At 70.7% G+C, this 19748-nt stretch carries 15 protein-coding genes and 1 pseudogene; 13 read left to right on the top strand and 3 right to left on the bottom strand.

Going from position 1 to position 19748, the window contains the following annotated elements; all coding sequences use genetic code 11:
- The first annotated feature begins 256 nt into the window (after nt 1–256).
- Complete coding sequence (locus tag ACWF79_RS24980) at nt 257–445, top strand: CsbD family protein (RefSeq protein WP_453730364.1); 189 nt, start codon at nt 257–259, stop codon at nt 443–445.
- 162 nt (nt 446–607) lie between these two features.
- On the opposite strand, the gene ACWF79_RS24975 is transcribed toward ACWF79_RS24980, so the two are convergent.
- Nucleotides 608–1921: an MFS transporter gene (locus ACWF79_RS24975; RefSeq protein WP_453730363.1), complete on the bottom strand. Its 1314-nt coding sequence runs from the start codon at nt 1919–1921 to the stop codon at nt 608–610.
- Between the two features lie 307 nt (nt 1922–2228).
- On the opposite strand from ACWF79_RS24975, the gene ACWF79_RS24970 reads away from it, so the two are divergent.
- The 12 genes and pseudogenes from ACWF79_RS24970 to ACWF79_RS24915 all read left to right on the top strand — a co-directional run bounded on the left by ACWF79_RS24970 (nt 2229) and on the right by ACWF79_RS24915 (nt 18224).
- Nucleotides 2229–3056, top strand: coding sequence for a class I SAM-dependent methyltransferase (locus ACWF79_RS24970; protein WP_453730362.1), 828 nt, complete (start codon nt 2229–2231; stop codon nt 3054–3056).
- Between the two features lie 926 nt (nt 3057–3982).
- Nucleotides 3983–4822, top strand: coding sequence for a M48 family metalloprotease (locus ACWF79_RS24965; RefSeq protein WP_453730361.1), 840 nt, complete (start codon nt 3983–3985; stop codon nt 4820–4822).
- A gap of 28 nt (nt 4823–4850) precedes the next feature.
- The gene (locus ACWF79_RS24960; protein ID WP_453730360.1) at nt 4851–7034 is read left to right on the top strand and encodes a hypothetical protein; all 2184 of its coding nucleotides are present in this window, start codon (nt 4851–4853) and stop codon (nt 7032–7034) included.
- A gap of 107 nt (nt 7035–7141) precedes the next feature.
- Nucleotides 7142–9910 (top strand): ATP-binding protein, encoded by a 2769-nt coding sequence (locus ACWF79_RS24955; RefSeq protein WP_453730359.1) that lies wholly within the window; start codon nt 7142–7144, stop codon nt 9908–9910.
- Nucleotides 9907–11115 carry a C2 family cysteine protease gene (locus ACWF79_RS24950; protein WP_453730358.1) on the top strand — a complete coding sequence of 403 codons (1209 nt, stop codon included), beginning with the start codon at nt 9907–9909 and terminating at the stop codon, nt 11113–11115. The genes ACWF79_RS24955 and ACWF79_RS24950 overlap by 4 nt, the downstream gene beginning before the upstream one ends.
- Before the next feature lies 1 nt (nt 11116).
- A complete protein-coding gene (locus ACWF79_RS24945) occupies nt 11117–11368 on the top strand; it encodes a DUF6406 domain-containing protein (RefSeq protein ID WP_453730357.1) in 252 nt (83 codons plus the stop codon).
- Nucleotides 11369–11427: 59 nt separating this feature from the next.
- On the top strand, nt 11428–12018 hold the full coding sequence (locus ACWF79_RS24940) for an exonuclease (RefSeq protein WP_453730356.1): 591 nt from the start codon (nt 11428–11430) through the stop codon (nt 12016–12018).
- A 306-nt stretch (nt 12019–12324) separates the two neighbouring features.
- A complete protein-coding gene (locus ACWF79_RS24935; protein WP_453730355.1) occupies nt 12325–13737 on the top strand; it encodes a family 2B encapsulin nanocompartment shell protein in 1413 nt (470 codons plus the stop codon).
- 63 nt (nt 13738–13800) lie between these two features.
- Nucleotides 13801–14892 (top strand): annotated as a pseudogene (locus tag ACWF79_RS24930) (family 2 encapsulin nanocompartment cargo protein terpene cyclase); the annotation flags it as partial.
- Nucleotides 14893–14906: 14 nt separating this feature from the next.
- Nucleotides 14907–15791, top strand: a complete 885-nt coding sequence (locus tag ACWF79_RS24925) for a geranyl diphosphate 2-C-methyltransferase (protein WP_453730354.1) — start codon at nt 14907–14909, stop codon at nt 15789–15791.
- A 125-nt stretch (nt 15792–15916) separates the two neighbouring features.
- A complete protein-coding gene (locus tag ACWF79_RS24920; protein ID WP_453730353.1) occupies nt 15917–17209 on the top strand; it encodes a cytochrome P450 in 1293 nt (430 codons plus the stop codon).
- Nucleotides 17210–17270: 61 nt separating this feature from the next.
- Nucleotides 17271–18224 carry an immunity 49 family protein gene (locus ACWF79_RS24915; protein WP_453730352.1) on the top strand — a complete coding sequence of 318 codons (954 nt, stop codon included), beginning with the start codon at nt 17271–17273 and terminating at the stop codon, nt 18222–18224.
- A 30-nt stretch (nt 18225–18254) separates the two neighbouring features.
- Here the strand turns inward: ACWF79_RS24915 and ACWF79_RS24910 are convergent, their stop codons facing one another.
- On the bottom strand, nt 18255–19166 hold the full coding sequence (locus ACWF79_RS24910; protein ID WP_453730351.1) for a hypothetical protein: 912 nt from the start codon (nt 19164–19166) through the stop codon (nt 18255–18257).
- Nucleotides 19163–19651, bottom strand: coding sequence for a hypothetical protein (locus ACWF79_RS24905; RefSeq protein ID WP_453730350.1), 489 nt, complete (start codon nt 19649–19651; stop codon nt 19163–19165). Before ACWF79_RS24905 ends, ACWF79_RS24910 begins: the two co-directional genes overlap by 4 nt.
- Between the last annotated feature and the right edge of the window lie 97 nt (nt 19652–19748).

Raw genomic sequence — 19748 nt, 5'->3', positions numbered from 1 at the left:
CCTTGCCTCCTCGGCGAGTCCCAGCTCTCCTCCTCCAGTTCGGCTGCCCGGTACTCCGTTCGGCGCGCATCCCCGGTCGTGAAGATTCTGCGAGGAGATGGCGGACGAGAGGCGCGGCGCCGGGCTTGGAGGCGCGGCCCTCGACGGCGACGGGGATCCCCGTCGGCGGAGCGGGCGGCCGGTTCGACGGGCGGGATTTCGGGAGCGGGCCTAGCGTGACTCTGGAGCCAATCCACAGAAAAGGAGCACATCGATCATGGCTGGTAAGGGAAAAGCGGAGAAGGCCAAGGGCAAGCTGAAGGAGACCGCCGGCAAGGCCATGGGCAACGAGCGCATGGAGACGGAAGGCAAGACGGACCAGATGAAGGGCAAGGCCCGGGAGGCGGGCGAGACGACTCGTGAGCGCACCCAGGGCGTCCGCGACTCCCTCGACCGCGACGAGTAGGCCCGCCCCCTGGGCCTCACGACGCAGGCTCACCGCGTAGGCCTCACCACGCAGGCCCATCAGGTGGGCCCGTCGAGCGGTACCGGCGTCGATGCCGCTGCCCCCGCCCCTCATCGGAGGAGGCGGGGGCATCGCATGCCCGCCTCCGGTCACCTCGCCGGGTCAGCGGTCCAGTTCCTTGTGCGCGGTCTCCGGCAGCCGGAGGTACACCACCGAGGAGACGAGGCACAGGACGGCCACGTACCAGGGGAAGAGACCTGGGCGGTCCAGTTCCTTGAAGAGGGTCCCGACGTACGGGGCCGTTCCGCCGAAGATCGCGACCGTCAGCGAGTACGGGAAGCCGATCCCGGCCGCCCGGACGCGAGCGGGGAACATCTCGGCGTTCACGGCCGCCGAGATCGACGTGAAGCCGGTCAGCAACAGCATGCCGGCGCACTGCACCAGCAAGAGGTTGAGGAACGAGCCGTCGAGCGCGCGCAGCAGCGGTACGCCGAGCAGGGCGAAGCCGAGACCGAAGAAGAGCAGGAGTGGCCTGCGCCCGAACCGGTCGGAGAGCAGCCCGCCGATTGGCTGCAGGAGGGCGAAGAACGCCAGCGACAGCGTCCCGGCGAGCAGCGCGTCCGCCTTGTCGATTCCGGTGTTGAGCTCCGCGTACGTCGGGAGGTAGGAGGTCCACGTGTAGTACGCGAGGGTTCCGCCGGCCGTGATGCCGCCGATCAGGAGCGAGGCGCGGGGATGGTGCCGTAGCGCCTCGAAGAGGCCCGGCCGGGGAGCGTCGTGTCGTGCCACGTCGTGGGTCTCCTCGGCGCCGCGCCGGATCCAGAAGCCGGCGAGGCTCAGCACGGCTCCGAGGAGGAACGGGATCCGCCAGCCCCAGCCGTTCATCCGCTCGTCCCCGAGCAGGCCGACGAGCAGAGCCGCCGTTCCGGAGGCGGCGAGCTGGCCTGCGGAGGTGGAGACGTACTGGAAGGACGAGAAGAGTCCGCGCCGTCCGGGTCCGGCCGATTCGACGAGAAAGGTGGTCGAGGCCGCGAACTCACCCCCCACCGAGAGCCCTTGGAGCAGCCGGGCGACGACGAGCACCACCGGGGCGAGTACGCCGGCGGCGGCGTACGTCGGGGTGAGACCGACGAGCAGGCTGCTGCCGCCCATGAGCAGGATGGTGACGGTGAGCGCGAACCGCCGGCCGCGCCGGTCCGCCACGGCGCCCATGAGGAGCCCTCCGACCGGGCGCATGAAGAAGCCGACGGCGAAGACGGCGAACGTCGACAGGAGCGGGACCAGGGAGTTGCCGGACCCGTTGGGGAAGACCTGGTTCGCGATGTACGCGGCGAGGAAGGTGTACGCGTACCAGTCGTACCACTCGACCGCGTTGCCGACGGAGGCCGCCAGCAACTGCCGCAACGGGCGCCGGGGCGGTGGCGGGACGGTGGGGCCGGAGGTGGGGGCGAGTCCCACGGGAGGCGTGTCTGTCATGATCACGACCTGCCCCGGCTCGACGTCGCGTACGCCCGCGATCTCCGGCACTGCCGATCCCCCCCCCGGCTCGCGGCCCCCGCCCCCCTTGGCCCGATCGGGTCGGACGCGGCGCGCCTCGGCCGCCCGGGCGGCCGCAGGGGCAGGATCGAGGGCGGCGGCCTCGCGACGACGGCCGCCCGCCAGCCCCACCCGTGGGAAGAGATCCGGCCATGAAACAGATCGATGACCCGACCGTCCCATGCCGCGCCGACCGCGCGCCGGGAGCGGTCCGAGGCGACTCGCCCCGCGCCACGTCGGCGGCGGCGTGAGCACCGCTCCGCGCGGGGACGCGCCGGGAAGTGGCCGCTACGGCGAGGCGGTGTTCCGCCCCGACCGGGTGGGCGAGGGCGAGCGCATCGACTTCGGCGCCCTCGCGTACGACGACACCACCATGGCACGGCTGCGCGCGCTGGGGGCAGGCCCGGGCTGGCGGTGCCTCGACGTAGGCGCCGGAACCGGCACGGTCTCGCGTCGGCTGCTGGAGGAGGCCGGGGTGGAGAGCGTGCTCGCGGTCGACCGTGACGCACGCTTCCTCGCCGAACGGCCCGTGCCCGGACTCGACGTGCTGGAGGCCGACGTCACCGCGCCGGACTTCGCCCCTGGCCGGTTCCGGCTCGTGCACGCGCGCTTCGTGCTGATGCACCTGCCCGAGCACGAGCGCCTGATCACCCGCCTCGCCGATCTCGTCGCGCCCGGCGGTGTACTGGTGCTCAGCGACGCGGTCGACCTGACGAGCGACCGGACGCCCGACACGCCGTACACGACCGCGATGCGGGCGATGTGGCGGGGGCTGCGGGAGACCATCGGCACCGACGTCTCCTGGGTCGCGTCCTACCCCCAACTGCTGCGCGGGGCAGGGCTCGACGCCGTCGCCGCCGAGATCCATGTGCCACCGCTGGAGCCGGGAAGTCCCATCAGCCTTTTCTGGGTGGACACTTGGGATCGGAGCCGAGCCGCGATGCTCGCCACCGGCCTGGTCGACGACGCGGCCGTCGACAGGGCGATCCGTTACCTGGACTCCGAGGAATGCGCCACGCTGTCGGCCGGCATGCTCACCACGTGGGGACGAAAACCAGCCACGACAGCGCCCTGACCGGCTGCGACCCTCTTCTGTTCGCGTCTCACCAGTCAACAACGCAAGTGGACAGCGCCTGTTCGAGTGGATAACGATAGGCCTTTCTTCAAAGGCCAGTGCGACTGCTGTCATAACCGGGGGAAGAGGACGGGGCTCACCATGCCCGTCCTCACTGGTCGCGCACACGCAGTTGTCCGAGGCCCTCGCATACGCGGCAGGGTGGCACAGCTGCCCTGCCGCGGCCTTGAAAGGGAACCTTGGTGAGTCACCCGACGGATCCGTACGCGTCGAGCGAAGGGCAGCACCCACCTGCGCCCCAACCCCCGTCACAGCAAGGGGGATACGGTCCGCCACCTCAGTACGCACCCCAGCCGCCTCCGGTGCAGGGACAGGAGCAGGGACAGGGACAGGAGCAGGGGCAGCAACCTCAGGCGTACCCTCCGCAGCCTCAGCCCGGGTACGGACCTCAGCCCGGGTACGGATCTCAGCCCCAGCCCGGGTACGGATCTGAGCCGCAGCCCGGCTACGGCACTCAGCCCGGATACGGCCCCCAGCCCCAACCCGGCTACGGCACTCAGCCCGGATACGGCCCCCAACCCCACGCCCCGTACGGACATCAGCCCCAACCCCAGCCCGGGTACGCACCCCAGCCCGGCCTCCCTCCCCAACAGCCCCCGCCGTACGGGCAGCCCGCGCAAGGGTTCGCTCCGCAGTCCGGGTTCGCCCCGCAGCAGCCGGTTGGTCATCAGCCTCCCCCGCCGTCGCAGCAGCCCGATCTCCTCGGCGGATACGCCGGGCAGGCACCTCCGCCGCACGCTCCGGTCCCCGCACCGGGGTATCCGCCCGCCCAGGCGCCCACAGCTCCTCCAACCCCCGTCTACGCGCCCGGCCCTGACGCGTACGCAGACGGCCGGCAGATCAACCGCCGTGCCGATGCGACGGCCTTGACGACGCTGTTGCTGATGCTGCCCAACTTCCTCGGCAGCCTCCTCGTGGTGTGGCTGATCTCCTCGCTGATGCCCCCCGGTGTCGACGTGGCCTTCATCGTCGTCTGGCTCGCCTCCGGCGCACTCGTCTTCTACCGCCCCGCGGAGAGGCTGTTCGCGAAAACGGTGCTCAGGTGGCGTGAACCGACCGCTGCGGAGCTCGCCGCACTGCGCCCGCTGTGGGACGACGTGATGCGCAGGGCGAACATCAAGAACCCGGCGACGTACGAGCTGTGGATCGAGGACAAGGAGGAGATCAACGCCGCTGCCGCCGCCGGTCACATGGTGGGTGTGACCCGTTGGTCGCTGAGCCATCTCGCACCGGACAAGCTCGCGGCCGTCCTGGCGCACGAACTCGGTCACCACATCGGGGGACACGCCTGGGCCGGCCTCCTCGGCCTCTGGTACGCCCTGCCGGGCAAGTTCGCGAAGTTCCTGGCTCGTATCGTCCTGCGTGTCGTCGGCGTGGTCGCCCACATCCTTCCGCTCCTGGGTTGCCTTGTCGGCCTCATCTTCGTCGGCCTGGTGATCGCCGTCGCGGTTTCGTTCCCGCCGGTGCTGGTCGTGTTCGTGACGCCGTACCTGCTCGCCTGGGCCGGACGCGCGGCGGAGCTGCGCGCCGACCGGACGGCCGCGGAACTCGGCTACGGCCCCTGGCTGCACGCGGCGCTGAGCGATTGGCAGAGTTCCGACGTCGAGCGAGCGGAGGACAAGCTCGTCGAGCGCCTCATGGCCTCGCACCCTCCGATGCATCAGCGCATCCGCGAACTGGAGAAGTTCGCCGAGGCAGCCCGCTGAGCAACGCGCCCGACCAGGAGTCCATGTCATGACCGTTCAACCCGACGAACCACGCGTGGAAGAAGCGGAGCTGTTGTCCCGGCTGTTCGACCCGGGACAGCGGATCGGCTGGGTCTACCGCGACGCGGAGGCCTACCGCCACGCCTTCACCCAGCCGCCGCCCACGCCCCTCGACGTACCCGAGATGCTGCTGAACAGGGCGCGGGCCGCCCGCCTGAACACCGCGGACCGGAAGGGGACCGCGCTGAAGCTCGGCGGCGGCCTCACCGCGTTCTTCCTGGTGGTCTCCCTGTTCGCCCCTACGACCGGACTGATGCTGGCAGCCATCAGTGCGGTGGGCGCCGTCCTCGTCCACACCCAGACCGGTGGTGCGGCGGCGACGGCCGACCAGAAGGTGGAGCAGGTCCGCCACGAGCTGGCACAGCGGTACCAGCACGAGTCGGCGGCGTGGACACACGCCAAGGGCCAGTTCGAGTACGCCGAGGACCAGCGCATCCGCGGGCTGGATCTCTGGGGTGCCCTGCCGGTGGCCGTAAACCAGCGTCTCGACGTGTTCGGCGGGACGCGGCGCAGCCGGGAGGGCTTTCTCACCGTCTTCGGCGCGTCGACGCTGCGCGAGCGTCCGCTGATCGTGCTGGACTTGACGCAGACTCAGATCTGCCGGGAGCTGTCGGTCCTCACCGCTCAGATGGGCGCGCCTGTCGATGTGCAGTTGCTGCCCAGCCACCAGCCGCAGAGCAGCATCCTCGACGGCCTCCGGCCGGACGAACTGGTCGACGCGCTCGTCGAAGCCGTCTACGGAGACACGTCGGAGGCCACCCGAGCGGGCCGCACCATGGACACCCGGATCCTCAACAGGCTCTGCGAGGCCCTCGGTGACAACGTCACGCCGGCCCGGATCGCCGCCGGTCTGCGAGCACTGCTCGGTGATCTCGACGAGAGCGGCTCTCTGACCCGCGCCGAGCGCAACCGCATTGCCGACGATCTGCTCACGGACAAGAACAAGGACCAGATACGCGAAGGACTGATGCGGCTGGAGGCGTTCATCCAGCCGTTGGCGCAGCTGGGCAGTGAGCGTGCGGGGCGAGGCCCCGGCTATCTCACATGTTTCAGCCTGGACCGGACGACCGGCAGCGCCAGCATCGAACTCCTCACCGACCTCGCGATCCTCAGTGTGGCGCGTCGCCTCTCGACACTCGACGAGCAGGCACCGGCGGTCGTGGTGGCCCTCGGCGAGCATGAGGTGCAGCGGCGTCACCTGGAGCAGCTCGCCAGTGTCTGTGAGTGGCGCGGTGCTCAGCTGACCGTCATGCACGCTCATCTACGGGAGACCGCCCGCGACATGATCGGTGGCGGCGCCGTCGCGTTCATGCGGCTCGGCAACCACCAGGAAGCCGGCGTCGCGGCCGACTTCCTCGGTCGGGAGTACCGGTTCATCCTGCACTCCCTGACCGACACCCACGGCGAGAGCGTCAGCACGTCGGTGGCGCTCACGAAGGGGACCTCCACCTCCACCGCGTCAACGGTCGGCTTCTCGCGGTCCTGGGGGACGAACTGGGGCACCAGTTCGTCCGACACCTACTCCGACGGCCCCGGGTTCCCGACCAGCAGTACGAGTGGCTCCAGCGAGGGCGGCAGCTACACGGAGTCGGAGAACCGGAGCACGACCAGGACGGTCGGTACCAACGAGTCGACGACGCAGACGGCCAGCAGGAGCGTCAGCACGAGCGACGGCAGGACGACACAACGGGTGTACGAATACGTGCTGGAGCCGACGCAGCTGCAAGGGCTCGCGGACTTCAATCTCGTCTTCGTGGAACGCGGTCCTGACGGATCCGTCAGCACCCGTACGGCCCTGTGCAACCCGAACATCGTGAAGCTCGAGCGGTTCAGCAACCAGCCTTTGGCCGAACTTGCGTTGCCCCCGCGCGCCGCGATGCCGCCGCAGCAGCCCGCGGGTGTCCCGGATCAACCCGCCCCGGTCCTGCCGCCCCAGGTGCCCTCGCACCCCGTGCACGAACCGCCGCCTGCCGCGAGCGGCCACCCCTACGGCGCGTACGGCGCCCAGCCGGCCGGGCAGCCCGCACAGCCGGCATGGCCTTGGCCTCAGGGGGCCGCCCCGCAGCAGCCTCCCGGCACCTGGCCACCCCAGGCGCCGCCGGCCCAGCCGAACCAGCAGTGGCCCGGCCAGGGTTGGCCACCGCAGGGGTAACGCCGTCACGGTGGGGCCGCTGCGCAGGTCAGCGGCCCCACCGCCCGCGGAACCGGGCGACTAGGATGCGGTTTCAAGATCAAATCAACGGGGGAATCGAGCCGATCGTGCTGTGGGAACACGTCCTGGACATGCCGACGTACCGCCTGACCGAGGTGCCGCGCCCGAGGCCCGACTCCTCCCGGCCTGTCGATCACGAGGACGATCTACGCGCCCAGAGATTCGCCGCGCTGGTCTCCGCGTGCCACACGCCCGGCCCTGCGGTGACAGCCGGCCCGCCCCCGGGACGTGTCCTGCTCAGCTGGTCCCGTCCGTCGGCCGCACGCTCCGTAGACGTCTTCCTCGGCGGCTCGTCCCTCGTCGGCAGCGCCGACGCCGCCGGCCCGGAGACGGTACTGCTCCGGCTCCCCGCAGGCGCTCGGGCACGGCGCACACCTCCCGGGACGTACAGCGAGGCGATGGCGGGCTTCCCCTACTGGACTGCCATCGCCGGCGTCGCCGACGGGCTGCTGGTCGAGGACGAGCCTCGGGAACGGGGGGCGTCCCGCGTCCGCCCGACCCTTGAGGACAGTCTCCTCGGCGTGTGGCAGGACTCCTTCGCGTGGTTGGTGGTGGCCGACCCGGTCGCGCCGGACGAACTCGACGAGATGGCCGGTGAGACGGCGGACCGACAGCGGCGGGTGCAGTCCAAGGCGGAGAGCTCACCGGAGTACGGCCTGGAGCGCGCTCGACTGGAGCACCGGCACAAGGAGCTGGCCAGGGCGGAGGCCACCGGGCTGTGGCGGGTACGTCTCCTGGCGGGCGCCGCGACAGCCGAGGACGCGCAACGGGTCGCGGCCCTGGTCTGCGCGTCGACGGACGTCGAAGGGCTGCCGTACGCACTCAAGCCGACCGGGCAGGTGGCCGACCTGCCGACCCTGCTCGGCGCGTCCCTGCCGGAGCCCACGGGCTTCCCCTTCCACGCGAGTTCGGAGCTGCTGGCGGCCGTCGCCCGTACCCCTTCCCAGGAAATTCCCGGGATACGTTTCGCGCTCCGCCCCGAGTTCGACGTCACCCCGGAGAGCTCGTCCCAGCGCTCCGGGCCCACCGACGCCCCGATCAGGCTGGGGGCGGTCCTCGACCGCAACCGCAGCCCCGTGGGCGACCTGGACCTGCCCCGCTCCACGCTCAACCGGCACACCTTCGTCTGTGGGGCGACGGGCGGCGGCAAGTCCCAGACGGTCCGCGGCCTGCTCGAAGCCGCCACGCGCGAGGGCCTGCCGTGGCTGGTCGTCGAGCCGGCCAAGGCGGAGTACCGGTTCATGTCCGCGCGGCTGAGGGACGAGGACGAGGTCATCGTCATCAAGCCGGGCGAGCGTGACGCGCTCCCCGCCGGGCTGAACCCCCTGGAGCCCTCCCTCTTCGCCGGGGGTGAGCGCTTCCCCCTGCAGACCCATCTGGACATGGTCCGCGCGCTCTTCCTCGCCTCCTTCGACCCGCAGGAGCCGTTCCCTCAGGTACTGAGCGCCGCTCTGACGCGCTGCTACGAGGACCTGGGCTGGGATCTCACTCTCGGCGAACCGAAGGCCTCCGGGACCGAGCCGCGCTACCCGACGCTCGAGGACCTGGAGCACACAGCCCTCCAGATCGTGTCGGAGATCGGCTACGGCAAGGAGATCACCGACAACGTCCAGGGCTTCATCAAGATCAGGCTCGCCAGTCTCCGGCTCGGAACCACGGGGCGGTTCCTGGAGGGCGGCCACCCCATCGACTTCGGTGAACTCCTCAAGCGGAACGTGGTCTTCGAGATCGAGGACGTCGGCGACGACAAGGACAAGGCGTTCTTGATGGGGACGATCCTGATCCGGCTCATCGAGTACCTGCGGATGGAACAGCGCACGACGCGAAGGCTCTCCTTCCCCTTGCGTCACCTGACCGTCTTCGAGGAGGCCCACCGACTCCTGCGCCGCTCCGAGGAGGGCGGGGCCAGCTCGCACGCCGTGGAGATGTTCGCCGGGCTGCTCGCCGAGATCCGGGCCTACGGCGAGGGTCTGGTGATCGCCGACCAGATCCCCAGCAAACTCGTCCCCGACGTCATCAAGAACACCGCGGCCAAGGTCGTCCACCGCCTGCCGGCACAGGACGACCGCGAGGCCGTCGGCGCCACGATGAACATCACCGAGGCCCAGTCGGAGTACCTGGTCACCCTCAAGCCCGGCGAGGCCGCCGTGTTCACCGACGGCATGGACTATCCGATCCTCGTCCGGATGCAGGACGGTACGGCCCGCGAGGACGCCGCGGCCATCCGGCCGGCGTCTCCGGCACCGCTGATCGCGCCGCGCAGCCGGGCATGCGGCGCGGAGTGCGGCACGGCCCCCTGCACACTCCGGCAACTGCGCACCGCGCAACGCCTGAACGAACAGGACGAGCTGCGCATCACGCTCTGGGCCGAGATGACCGTGGCGTCCCATCTGCTGAGCTGGACCACGCCCCTTCCCGGAGAGGCCATGCGCCGCGCCCTCGCTCCCTACTGGTCCGCGGACCGGCGCATGGTGGAGTGCGCCATCGGCCAGGCTGTGGACCGCGCGGTCCACAGCCGGGTCGGAGCCACGGCCTCACCCGACGCGCTGGCCGAGCATGTCGCCGCGGTGATGCGGGCCCAGCTCGACGGACACGACCCCTGCCCGGTCGCCGAACCGCGATGGAAGGCCCGGAAGGGGACGAAGACGCGGCAGTTCTACCACGGGCGCTACTCGCCGTCGCTGCTGGAGAAGGCGGTCGGCTGCACGGACCCGTCGGAGGAGTGGACCAAGCGCTTCGCCCGCACACTCGCGTGCTTCGACCGCCGACCCGGCAGGCCACCGGCGCCGGAACGGGCCACGGGGAGCCCGGAGTGAGCGAGCTGTACACCCCGCCCGGCGACAGAGCGGACGCGACGATTCCCGAGGTGCCTCCTCGCCCCGACGCCTCTCTCTCATCGACCCCGGTCGACGACTTCGCAGAACCGGCCGAACCCGAGGAACCGGGGGCCCCGGTTCGGGAGACGGACCACGAGGAGTCGCTCGGCGACATCGGCGACGAACCGTCGGAGCCCGGCGAACCGGAGCTGCCGGCGGCGTCGGAAGCGGCGGACGCTGAGGGAGCGCCCCTGGTCGGGGACTTGGTGGGTCGGGTACGGGATGTGGTGTCCGGCTGGAGGGAACCGAACGATCAGCCCGCGGACACGTTTGCCACGGTCGATCAGCCGGACTTCAACGACATGGCGTTACCCGAAGAGGGCATCACCCTTGCACGCTACGGCACCCCCCTGGACGGGCCCGACGGACGGCGGATTCCCCTGTTCGACGGTCCGCCCTCTCGTGACCAGACCAAGCAGGGGGCGCTGAACGACTGCGGCATCGTCTCTACGATGGGCGCGGTTGCCGGACATCGACCCTCGGCGATCTCGGAATGCGTCAAGGAGGGTGAGAACGGAAACTATGAAGTCACACTCCATCAAACGAAGAGCACCTTTGACGGCGACTGGCGTCACTACTCGCCGACGGGTGCCGTCACCGTCCTCACCGTGACGCCGGAACTCCCCGTGAGTGCTCTGTCGCCCGACAGGCCGCTGTACGCGAAATCAGGGGACGGCAATGTGGCGTGGCCGTCGGTGCTCGAGAAGGCGATTGCCGGAGTGGACCAGACCTGGGACGAAGGGCGGAGCAAGCCGAACGAGGGCTATGTCCGGCTCGACCAGGGAAGTTTCCCCAATCACCGTGCGGAGCTCCTCACCCAGCTCACGGGCCGGTCCGCGTACACCGAGGACTTCCCGACGGGATACGACTTCCAGGGAAGAAGCCCCGACCGGCAGCTCCTGGAAGCGTTCCGAGCGAAACTGTCCGACGGATGCCCGGTGCTGGTCGGCACAGTGGGCCTGGAGTCGGAAGACGCGAAGCTCCCGAAGAAGCTCATCCCGGGCCATGCCTACGAAGTGACCGAGGTGGACGACCGCGGGTTGATACATCTGCGCAACCCCCACAACCTGCGGCACCCCGAGCCGCTCACGGTCACGGAGTTCAGGGAATTCATCAAGAATCGCTACACCACTTTGGAGCAATGACATGACCGGTGAAGTCTGGCTGCGGACCGGCGTTCCCGCCCAGAGCGGCGATGTCGATTTCATTCTGGCGCATGTTCAAGTTCGGACGGGCCACCCGCCTTTGGCTTCCTTCACCGTCGCTGCCGACGAGGAACAGGACTACGACCTGGTGCCCGGGGACACCTTCGTCGTAGGGGGCGAGACGTGGGTCTTCGACCGCGTGGAGGAAGTCCCCGACCGGGGCCTGCACGTGGTCATGAAGCGGGTCGACTGATCCCGGCCGGCCGGCACCACCCCGTCCACTCGTCGACCTCGGGATGCGGAGTAAAGGCCATGGCGAAAGCTGAGTTCTACGTGTCGGCCGACGTGGAGGCCGACGGCCCGATTCCCGGCCCGTTCTCGATGTCGAGCTTCGGTCTGGCGGTCGCGGGGGTCCACGACGGACAGGCGTTCAAGCCCGGTGACCCCGCCGAGCGCACGTTCTACGCCGAACTCAAGCCGATCAGCGACACCTACGACCCGGAGGCCCTGGCGGTCAGCGGCCTGGACCGCGGGCTGCTGGCCCAGGAAGGCCAGGACCCCGCACAGGCCATGAATGCCGCGGCGGCCTGGCTCGCCACCGTGTCCGCCGAGCTGGCCGCCACACCGGTGTTCGTCGCGTACCCGCTGGGCTACGACTGGATGTGGATGTACTGGTACTTCATGCGGTTCGCCGACGCCGGCTCGCCCTTCGGCCACTCCCGCTGCATGGACCTCAAGACGCTGTACGCCGCCAAGGCCGCCGTGCCGATCAAGGACGCGACGAAGCGCTCGATGCCGCCCCATCTGCTGTCCTCCCGCCCTCACACCCATAACGCCCTGGACGACGCGATCGAACAGGCCGAGCTGTTCCAGAACCTCATGCGGTGGGCGTCGCACGCCTGATCTCTGGACGTCGGCCCCGGGCGCGCGGCCCGGGGACGGTCCGGTGCCCGTCCGTCAGGTGGCTATCGGTCACGTGGCTCGAAAGTCATCGGTCGCCCGGATAAACCCCCCACGGACCAAGGTCACTTCATCGAGGTAATACCCCCAGGGCCAGGGGTGACCAGGGCGTTTCCGCCGCTACTGTTCATCGGGGTCCGGACGGATTCCCGACGTTTCGACCCCTTTCCTCCCTCGCTCCCATCCCCCTGTCACCGCTTGGCGTGCGCGTACGCCGATCACCAGCCGCGCGTAAGGAGATCTCGTCCCATGACCGTTGAGACCGGTCCGGAAGCGGAGGCGGCGCCGGCCAGGCAGTCCAGCCTGAGCACCGCGGCCGCCCGCAAACTCGCCACCACGACCAAGTCCACCCCGCAGATGCGGGAGATCACCGATCGCTGGCTGCTGCGGATGCTCCCCTGGGTGGATACCAAGGGCGGCACCTACCGGGTGAACCGGCGACTCAGCTACACCGTGGGCGACGGGCGCATCGAGTTCGTCCAGGACGGCACCGACGTACGGGTGATCCCGCAGGAGCTCGGCGAACTGCCGCTGCTGCGTGGTTTCGACGACGTGGAGGTGCTGAGCGCGATCGCCGACCGGTGCGTCCAGCGCGACTTCCGGGCCGGCGAGGTGCTGGTCGAGCGCGGTACACCCGCGCGGCAGGTCCATCTGATCGCCCGCGGCCGGATCAACCAGACCTCTGTCGGCAAGTACGGCGACGAAGTCGGCGTCGCCGTGCTCGCCGACGGCGACCGGTTCGGCGAGCACGCCCTCCTGGACGGCGAGGGCAGTTGGGACTACTCCGCCACCGCCGTGACCGCGGGCACCCTGCTCACGCTGTCGCGCGAGGACTTCGACGCCGTGCTTTCCGCGGCGCCCCACCTCGAGACCCACCTCCGGCAGTTCAGCGCCCTGCCGCGCCAGCGGCAGAACCGCCACGGCGAGGCCGAGATCGCGATGTCCGCCGGCCACAAGGGCGAGGTCGGGCTGCCCGGCGCGTTCGTCGACTACGAGCTCAAGCCGCGCGAGTACGAGCTCTCCCTCGCCCAGACGGTGCTGAAGGTCCACACGAGGGTCGCCGACCTCTACAACGGGCCGATGAACCAGACGGAGGAGCAGCTCAAGCTCACGATCGAGGCGCTGCGTGAGCGCCAGGAGCACGAGCTGATCAACAACCGCGAGTTCGGCCTGCTCCACAACGCCGACTACAAGCAGCGGATCCAGCCCCACGCCGGTCCGCCCACCCCGGACGACCTCGACGAGCTGCTCTGTCGCCGCCGCGGCACCAAGCTCTTCCTCGCCCACCCCCGGACGATCGCCGCCATCGGGCGCGAGTGGAACGCCTGTGGGCTCTACCCGGAGACCGCCGAGCTCGACGGGCGCCAGGTCCTTGCCTGGCGTGGAGTACCGATCCTGCCCTGCGACAAGATCCCCATCAGCAAGGAGAACACCAGCTCGATCCTCGCGATGCGCATCGGCGAGGACAACCAGGGCGTCATCGGGCTGCGCCAGACGGGCCTGCCGGAGGAGTACGAGCCGGGCCTGTCGGTGCGCTTCATGGGCATCGACGAGCAGGCGATCATGTCGTACCTCGTCACCGCCTACTACTCCGCTGCCATCCTCGTGCCCAACGCGCTCGGTGTGCTGGAGAACGTGCAGATCGCCCGTAGGCACGGCTAGAAGCCCCCATCCTTCGAGGAGTTACGGATGCCCGATTCCGGGCTCTCCCCCACCCTGTCTTCCCTGGAACACATCCTGCGCGGCCCCACGGGTCTGGGCACGTCGAGCCTCTATCCGGGCCGGCGCGAGCAGCCCCCGGCGCCTTCGGCCCCCGACTCACCCGCCGAACCCGCCGAGGGAAAGCCGATCCCCGGCCTCTATCACCACCCCGTCCCCGAGCCCGACCCGGTGCGCGTGGAGGAGGTCAGTCGCAGGATCAAGGACTGGGCGGTGGACGAGGTCGAGCTGTTTCCCGAGGAGTGGGAGGGCGAGTTCGACGGCTTCTCCGTCGGGCGGTACATGGTCGCCTGCCATCCGGACGCTCCGACCGTCGACCACCTGATGATCGCCACTCGGCTGATGGTCGCCGAGAACGCGGTCGACGACTGCTACTGCGAGGACCACGGAGGTTCGCCCATCGGCCTCGGGGGCCGCCTCCTCCTGGCGCACACCGCCCTGGACCCCCTGTACACGACGGCGGACTACCAGCCGCAGTGGGCCGAGTCGCTGCACGCGGACGCCCCGCGGCGCGCCTACCGCTCCGCGATGGAGTACCTGGTCCAGCAGTCGACCCCTTCCCAGGCCGACCGGTTCCGGCACGACATGGCCCGGCTGCACCTGGGGTACCTCGCCGAGGCCGCCTGGTCCGAGACGGACCACGTGCCGGAGGTGTGGGAGTACCTCGCGATGCGGCAGTTCAACAACTTCCGCCCCTGCCCCACCATCACCGACACCATCGGCGGCTACGAACTGCCGACGGACCTGCACGCGCAACCCGCCATGCAACGGGTCATCGCCCTGGCCGGCAACGCGACCACCATCGTCAACGACCTGTACTCCTACACCAAGGAGCTCAACAGCCCCGGCCGGCACCTGAATCTGCCCGTGGTGATCGCCGAGCGCGAGGAGTGCTCGGAGCGCGATGCCTACCTGAAGGCGGTCGAGGTCCACAACGACCTCATGCACGCCTTCGAGGACGCGGCCGCCGAGCTGGCCGCCTCCTGCCCCGTCCCCAGCGTCGTGCGCTTCCTGCGCGGCGTGGCCGCGTGGGTCGACGGCAACCACTACTGGCACCGGACCAACACCTACCGCTACAGCCTGCCCGATTTCTGGTAAGAACGGATTGATCTGTGACCCACACCGAGCTCCCCACCGTCAACGGCATCTCCGCGTTCGTGCCCGCCCCGGCGACGCCCTACCAGGGAGACATCGCCCGTTACTGGAACAACGAGGCCAGGCCCGTGAACCTGCGTCTCGGTGACGTCGACGGGCTCTACCACCACCACTACGGCATCGGCGACGTGGACCACGCCGCCCTCGGGGACGCCGAGGACGTCGCGTACGAGAAGAAGCTGATCGCCGAGCTCCACCGCCTGGAGTCGGCGCAGGCGGACGTCCTCCTGGACCACCTCGGCTCCATCGGCCGTGACGACACGCTCGTGGACGCCGGCTGCGGCCGGGGCGGTTCGATGGTCATGGCCCACCAGCGGTTCGGGTGCAAGGTCGAGGGCGTCACCCTCTCGGCCACGCAGGCCGATTTCGCGAACAAGCGCGCCCGCGAACTCGGCATCGAGGACCACGTCCACGCCCGTGTGTGCAACATGCTCGACACGCCCTTCGAGACGGGCCAGGCGGCGGCCTCCTGGAACAACGAGTCGAGCATGTACGTCGACCTGCACGACCTCTTCGCCGAGCACTCCCGCGTCCTGCGGGTCGGCGGCCGTTACGTGACCATCACCGGCTGCTGGAACCCGCGTTACGGGCAGCCCTCGAAGTGGGTCTCCCAGATCAACGCGCACTTCGAGTGCAACATCCACTCCCGTCGGGAGTACCTGCGCGCCATGGCCGACAACCGTCTCGTCCCGCAGGCGGTGGTCGACCTGACCCCCGCCACGCTCCCCTACTGGGAGCTGCGGGCCACGTCGTCCCTGGTCACCGGCATCGAGGAGGCGTTCATCAACTCGTACAAGGACGGCTCGTTCCAGTACGTCCTGATCGCGGCGGACCGGGTCTGACCCGGCGTACGGGGGCGGGCGGGGTGGTCTGTCGGCTGCCGCGCCCGCTCCCCTACAGTGCGTGATGCGCCCCGCCCGACCCGTCCGGTCCGTGCCGACGTACAGCCGTCGAACAGGAGCAGCCCGTGGCCACCACCGCTCGCCCAGGCTCCGTCCCCGAACTGGAGCCCGCCGTCGTCCGGCAGTGGCAGGCGGACCAAGGGGAACTCGTCGACCTGTTCGCCCTGGCGCGCGAACGGCTGGGGGGCGTCGCCGCGTTCCGGCTCGGTCCGCAGCCGACCGTCCTGGTCACCGACCCGCAGGCCGTGCAGCACGTACTGGCGCTCCACCCCGACCGGTACGGGAAGCGTTCACACCGCGCCCGGCTGCTGATCGGCGACGGCGTCCTGGCCGCGACGGGCGAGGCGTGGCAGCGGCAACGGAAGCTGCTGCAGTCGCAGTTCACCGGACGGGGAATGCGCCGCTACGAGCAGCGGATCAACGACGCCGCCAGGACCGCCGCGGCGCGCTGGCACGCGTACGCCCGCACAGGCGAGGTGTTCGACGTCGGCGACGAGATGCGCCGCTTCGCCCTGGACACCATCTGGCGGTCCATGACCGGTCATCCCCTCGACCCCGGCACGGAGCGTGAACTGGGCGCCGTACCCGCGGTGGTGGCCGCGCTGCCCAGCCTGCCCGCCGACGCCTCCGCCGCCGAAGGGGCCGTCGCTGCCGACCTGGCCAGAATCGACGCCGTGGCGAGCCGAGCCATCGCCGCGGCCCGAGACGGAGAGGCCGGGCCCGACGGCCCAGGCCTGCTGCATGTCCTGATCGAAGCGGCCGGAACGCGCCCCGAGTACACCGACCGGCTGATCCGCGACGAGCTTGTCACCCTCCTCGTCGCCGGCCACGAGACCACCGCCACCACCCTGACCTGGCTCTTTCTCCTCCTGGATCGCAACCCGCAGGCCCGGGAGCAGGCCCTCGCCGCGGGCGCGGAGGGCTCTGCCGAACGGCGGCAGGCCGTCCAGGCGCTCGTCCACGAGACGCTGCGGCTCTACCCGTCGGCCTGGATCCTGCCGCGCTGCGCGGCGCAGGACGACGTCCTCGCCGGTTACGACGTCGAGGCCGGGACCGACGTCCTGGTCTGCCCCTACCTCACGCACCGGGACCCGGGGCTCTGGGGCGACCCCGAGCGGTTCGACCCGGGGCGCTTCACGATCCCTGGACGACGCCCCGGCCACCCGGGGAGCTACCTCCCGTTCGGCATCGGGCCCCGGGCCTGCCTGGGTCTGCAGTTCGCTCTCCGGGAGTCGATCGTCCTCCTGGAACACCTTCTGCCCGTCCACGTACCGCGCTTCCGCTCCACGCCGACCAAGGCCGCGTACGGCATCACCGTCCGGCCCGACGGCGCTGCCCTCGCGACGCTGGGGAGGTGATGTCCGAGGCCGCTGATAGCGTGCCGCTCGACGGCGAATCGATCTTGAAGGGACGGCATTCGTGCGGGAAGTGGCGGTTCACGAGCTGAGCGAGGGTCGGACAGCTCAGGCGCTCGACGACATACACGGGCGGGCCTTCGGGAGGTGGCACAGCATGCGTTACGACAGCTTCCGCCTCGACCGGCTGCGGGAGACGGCCGACGAGCTGCTCGACCACGTCGCCGCCCGCTCGCTGACGGAGCCCGGCCTCGACGACACCTCGCGCCTCGCGCTGCTGACGGCCGCGGAGTGCTCGTTGGGTGTGCTCAGCCTCGGCTGCTTCCCCGACGGCGACCAGGTGATCACGTTGCCGCTCGTCCGCGAGGAGTTGACCAGCGAGGAGCTGGCGTTCCGCCACGTCGTCGACGAGGCTCCCACGGCCCGTACGTGGCTCGACACGTTCGCCGCCATCGTGGCCAGCGGCCTGGTGTGGGACTGGCAGCGGGTGACGGGGCTGCTGCTGCGCGACGACTTCGCCCCCGCGATCCGCGACGGCGTTCCGTACTCGAAGCTGACCTCGACGTCGGAGCCGGCCGATCTGGCCGCGATGGAGGCGCTCTGCCTCTATCTGACCGAGTCGCGCGGGCACCTGCCCCGCGACTGGCCGACCGTGCCGCTGCGCAAGCCGGACCCGCAGGAGCGAGCGACCGCCGCCGAAGGCCTCGGCGCCGTCGCGTCGCTGACGCCGGATCAGCGGCTGCTGCGCGTCCTGCTCGACGACGACCAGCATTCCTTCGAACAGGCCCTGGCGGACCGGCTCGTCGTCCACCGCGAGAGCGCCGGCACGGACCCGGCCCCGCGCACGCTGCTGCCGCTCGACACCCTCGCCCTGGCGGCGCTCGCCGTCCAGGTGCACGGATGGGATCTGGACGTGCGCTCCGGATACCTGCCGCACGGCATCGTGGGCCCCTCGGACGCCCTGCGGCGCGCCGCCGAAGCGGGGGAGAACAACCTCGGGGTCTGGTACGCGAAGTAGGCGGGGGCCCAGGCCGGCGGGGCGGGGCCGTCAGCCTGGCTTCCGCAGGGCCCGGGAGAGGCGCTCGCCGAGCGCGCGGTCCATGCCCGACGCGGCGTCGATGCCCAGGGCGGCAGCCAGGTCACGGACGTGCAGGTCGGCCAGCGCCTCGGTGAGTTCGGCGAACGCGTCCGCCGCGGCCCGCCCGCGGCGGACGCCCGCGGTGACGGCGCCGATCCCGACCAGGGCGGCAGGCCACCACCACACGCCCAGCACGAGGTATCCCGCGCCCCAGGCGCACAGGCGCGCCGCCGCGCCGAACCGTACACGGGCATCCTGCAGTTCGGCGCGGGTGCCGTCGGCGGCGAGGAGCCACAGGTGGGGCCAGGCCGCCGCCAGATCCAGACGGTACACACGCCAGAGCCGCTGCCCGGGTGCCCCGAGCCGGTCACCCATCCCGAACGGGTGACGTGGTGCGGCCGCCGCGATTCGGTCACGCTCGGCGAGGTGGCTCTCCGCGAGGTCGGCGAGCCGGTCGGCGTCGTCCGCCCCGGCGATACGGGCCCGGCCGGCCGTGACCAGCGCGTCGCGGAACGCGGCGTCGGCTGCCCGCCAGAGGCGTAGCCGACGGTCGGCGAGACGCCGCAGCAGAGGCCCACGGGGCTCGGCGCACCACAGGAGTTCCACTCCGGCGCCCAGGGCCTGGGCGGCCGAACCGACCGCGGCCGAACCGAGCAGCACCCCCAGCGCCACGAGGGCGATGGTGCCGACGCTCCGGGACACGGGAGAAGCGGCCAGCGTGTCGAGCCACGTCCGCAACTCCCCCACGTCGGCCCAGTGTTCGTGACCGAGCACCATCGCCGTGGTGACGGCGGCGATGAAGAGCAGGCCGGGCAGCGCCAGCAGCGTCAGCCACCGCTCGGCGACCCGGCCCCCCAGTGCGCTGAGGAAGGCGCTGGTCACCGGAGAGGCACCTCGCTCAGCTGCCGGCCGAGGATGCCGCAGGCCGGCCGATCCGGGACGTCGGGGTCCGGTGCCTCCACCCGCCCGCACCGGCCCGTGGGGCAGGCCAGTACGTACAGCGCGGGATGCCCCGACCCGGCCACCGGCAGACTCTGGAAGCCGGGTTTGGGGGGCGGGGGCGTCGTGCGGTACGAGCCGAGCCCGGCAGTGTGTCCCGCGGCCAGGAGCTGCTCTTCCAACGCGTCGAGAAGATCGTCGAGTTGCTCGGGAGAACGGCCGTCGCGCACGGCAGAGACAATGGTCTCGACGAGCCGCGCCCCCTGCTCCCCCAGAGCGCCCAGTTCCGGCGAGGACGAGGGGTCGGTGAGCCGACTGCAGAGCTCCCCGAGCCGCCCGTCGCCCGTGCCGGCACCGCCGCCTGCTCCGGCGCTTTCGCCTGTGCCCGCCCCGTCGCCTGTGCCCGCTCCACCGGCCGTGTGCTCCACGCTCCCGCTCCCCCTCGGACGCCGGTCGTCACGTCGTGGTGATTGTACGGCCGGACGTCGGCGATCGGTCGGCTCCTTGGCTGTCGCGAACACGGGC

The sequence above is a fragment of the Streptomyces sp. NPDC054975 genome, assembly GCF_053609105.1.
Note: the sequence above shows the minus strand (reverse complement) of the source record. Positions and strands in the feature narration are given on the sequence as shown.

Coding starts and splice junctions, on each gene's coding strand:
- ACWF79_RS24975 (WP_453730363.1), bottom strand. CDS start 1,921: ATGACAGACACGCCTCCCGTGGGACTCGCCCCCACCTCCGGCCCCACC.
- ACWF79_RS24935 (WP_453730355.1), top strand. CDS start 12,325: ATGACCGTTGAGACCGGTCCGGAAGCGGAGGCGGCGCCGGCCAGGCAG.
- ACWF79_RS24945 (WP_453730357.1), top strand. CDS start 11,117: ATGACCGGTGAAGTCTGGCTGCGGACCGGCGTTCCCGCCCAGAGCGGC.
- ACWF79_RS24940 (WP_453730356.1), top strand. CDS start 11,428: ATGGCGAAAGCTGAGTTCTACGTGTCGGCCGACGTGGAGGCCGACGGC.
- ACWF79_RS24960 (WP_453730360.1), top strand. CDS start 4,851: ATGACCGTTCAACCCGACGAACCACGCGTGGAAGAAGCGGAGCTGTTG.
- ACWF79_RS24980 (WP_453730364.1), top strand. CDS start 257: ATGGCTGGTAAGGGAAAAGCGGAGAAGGCCAAGGGCAAGCTGAAGGAG.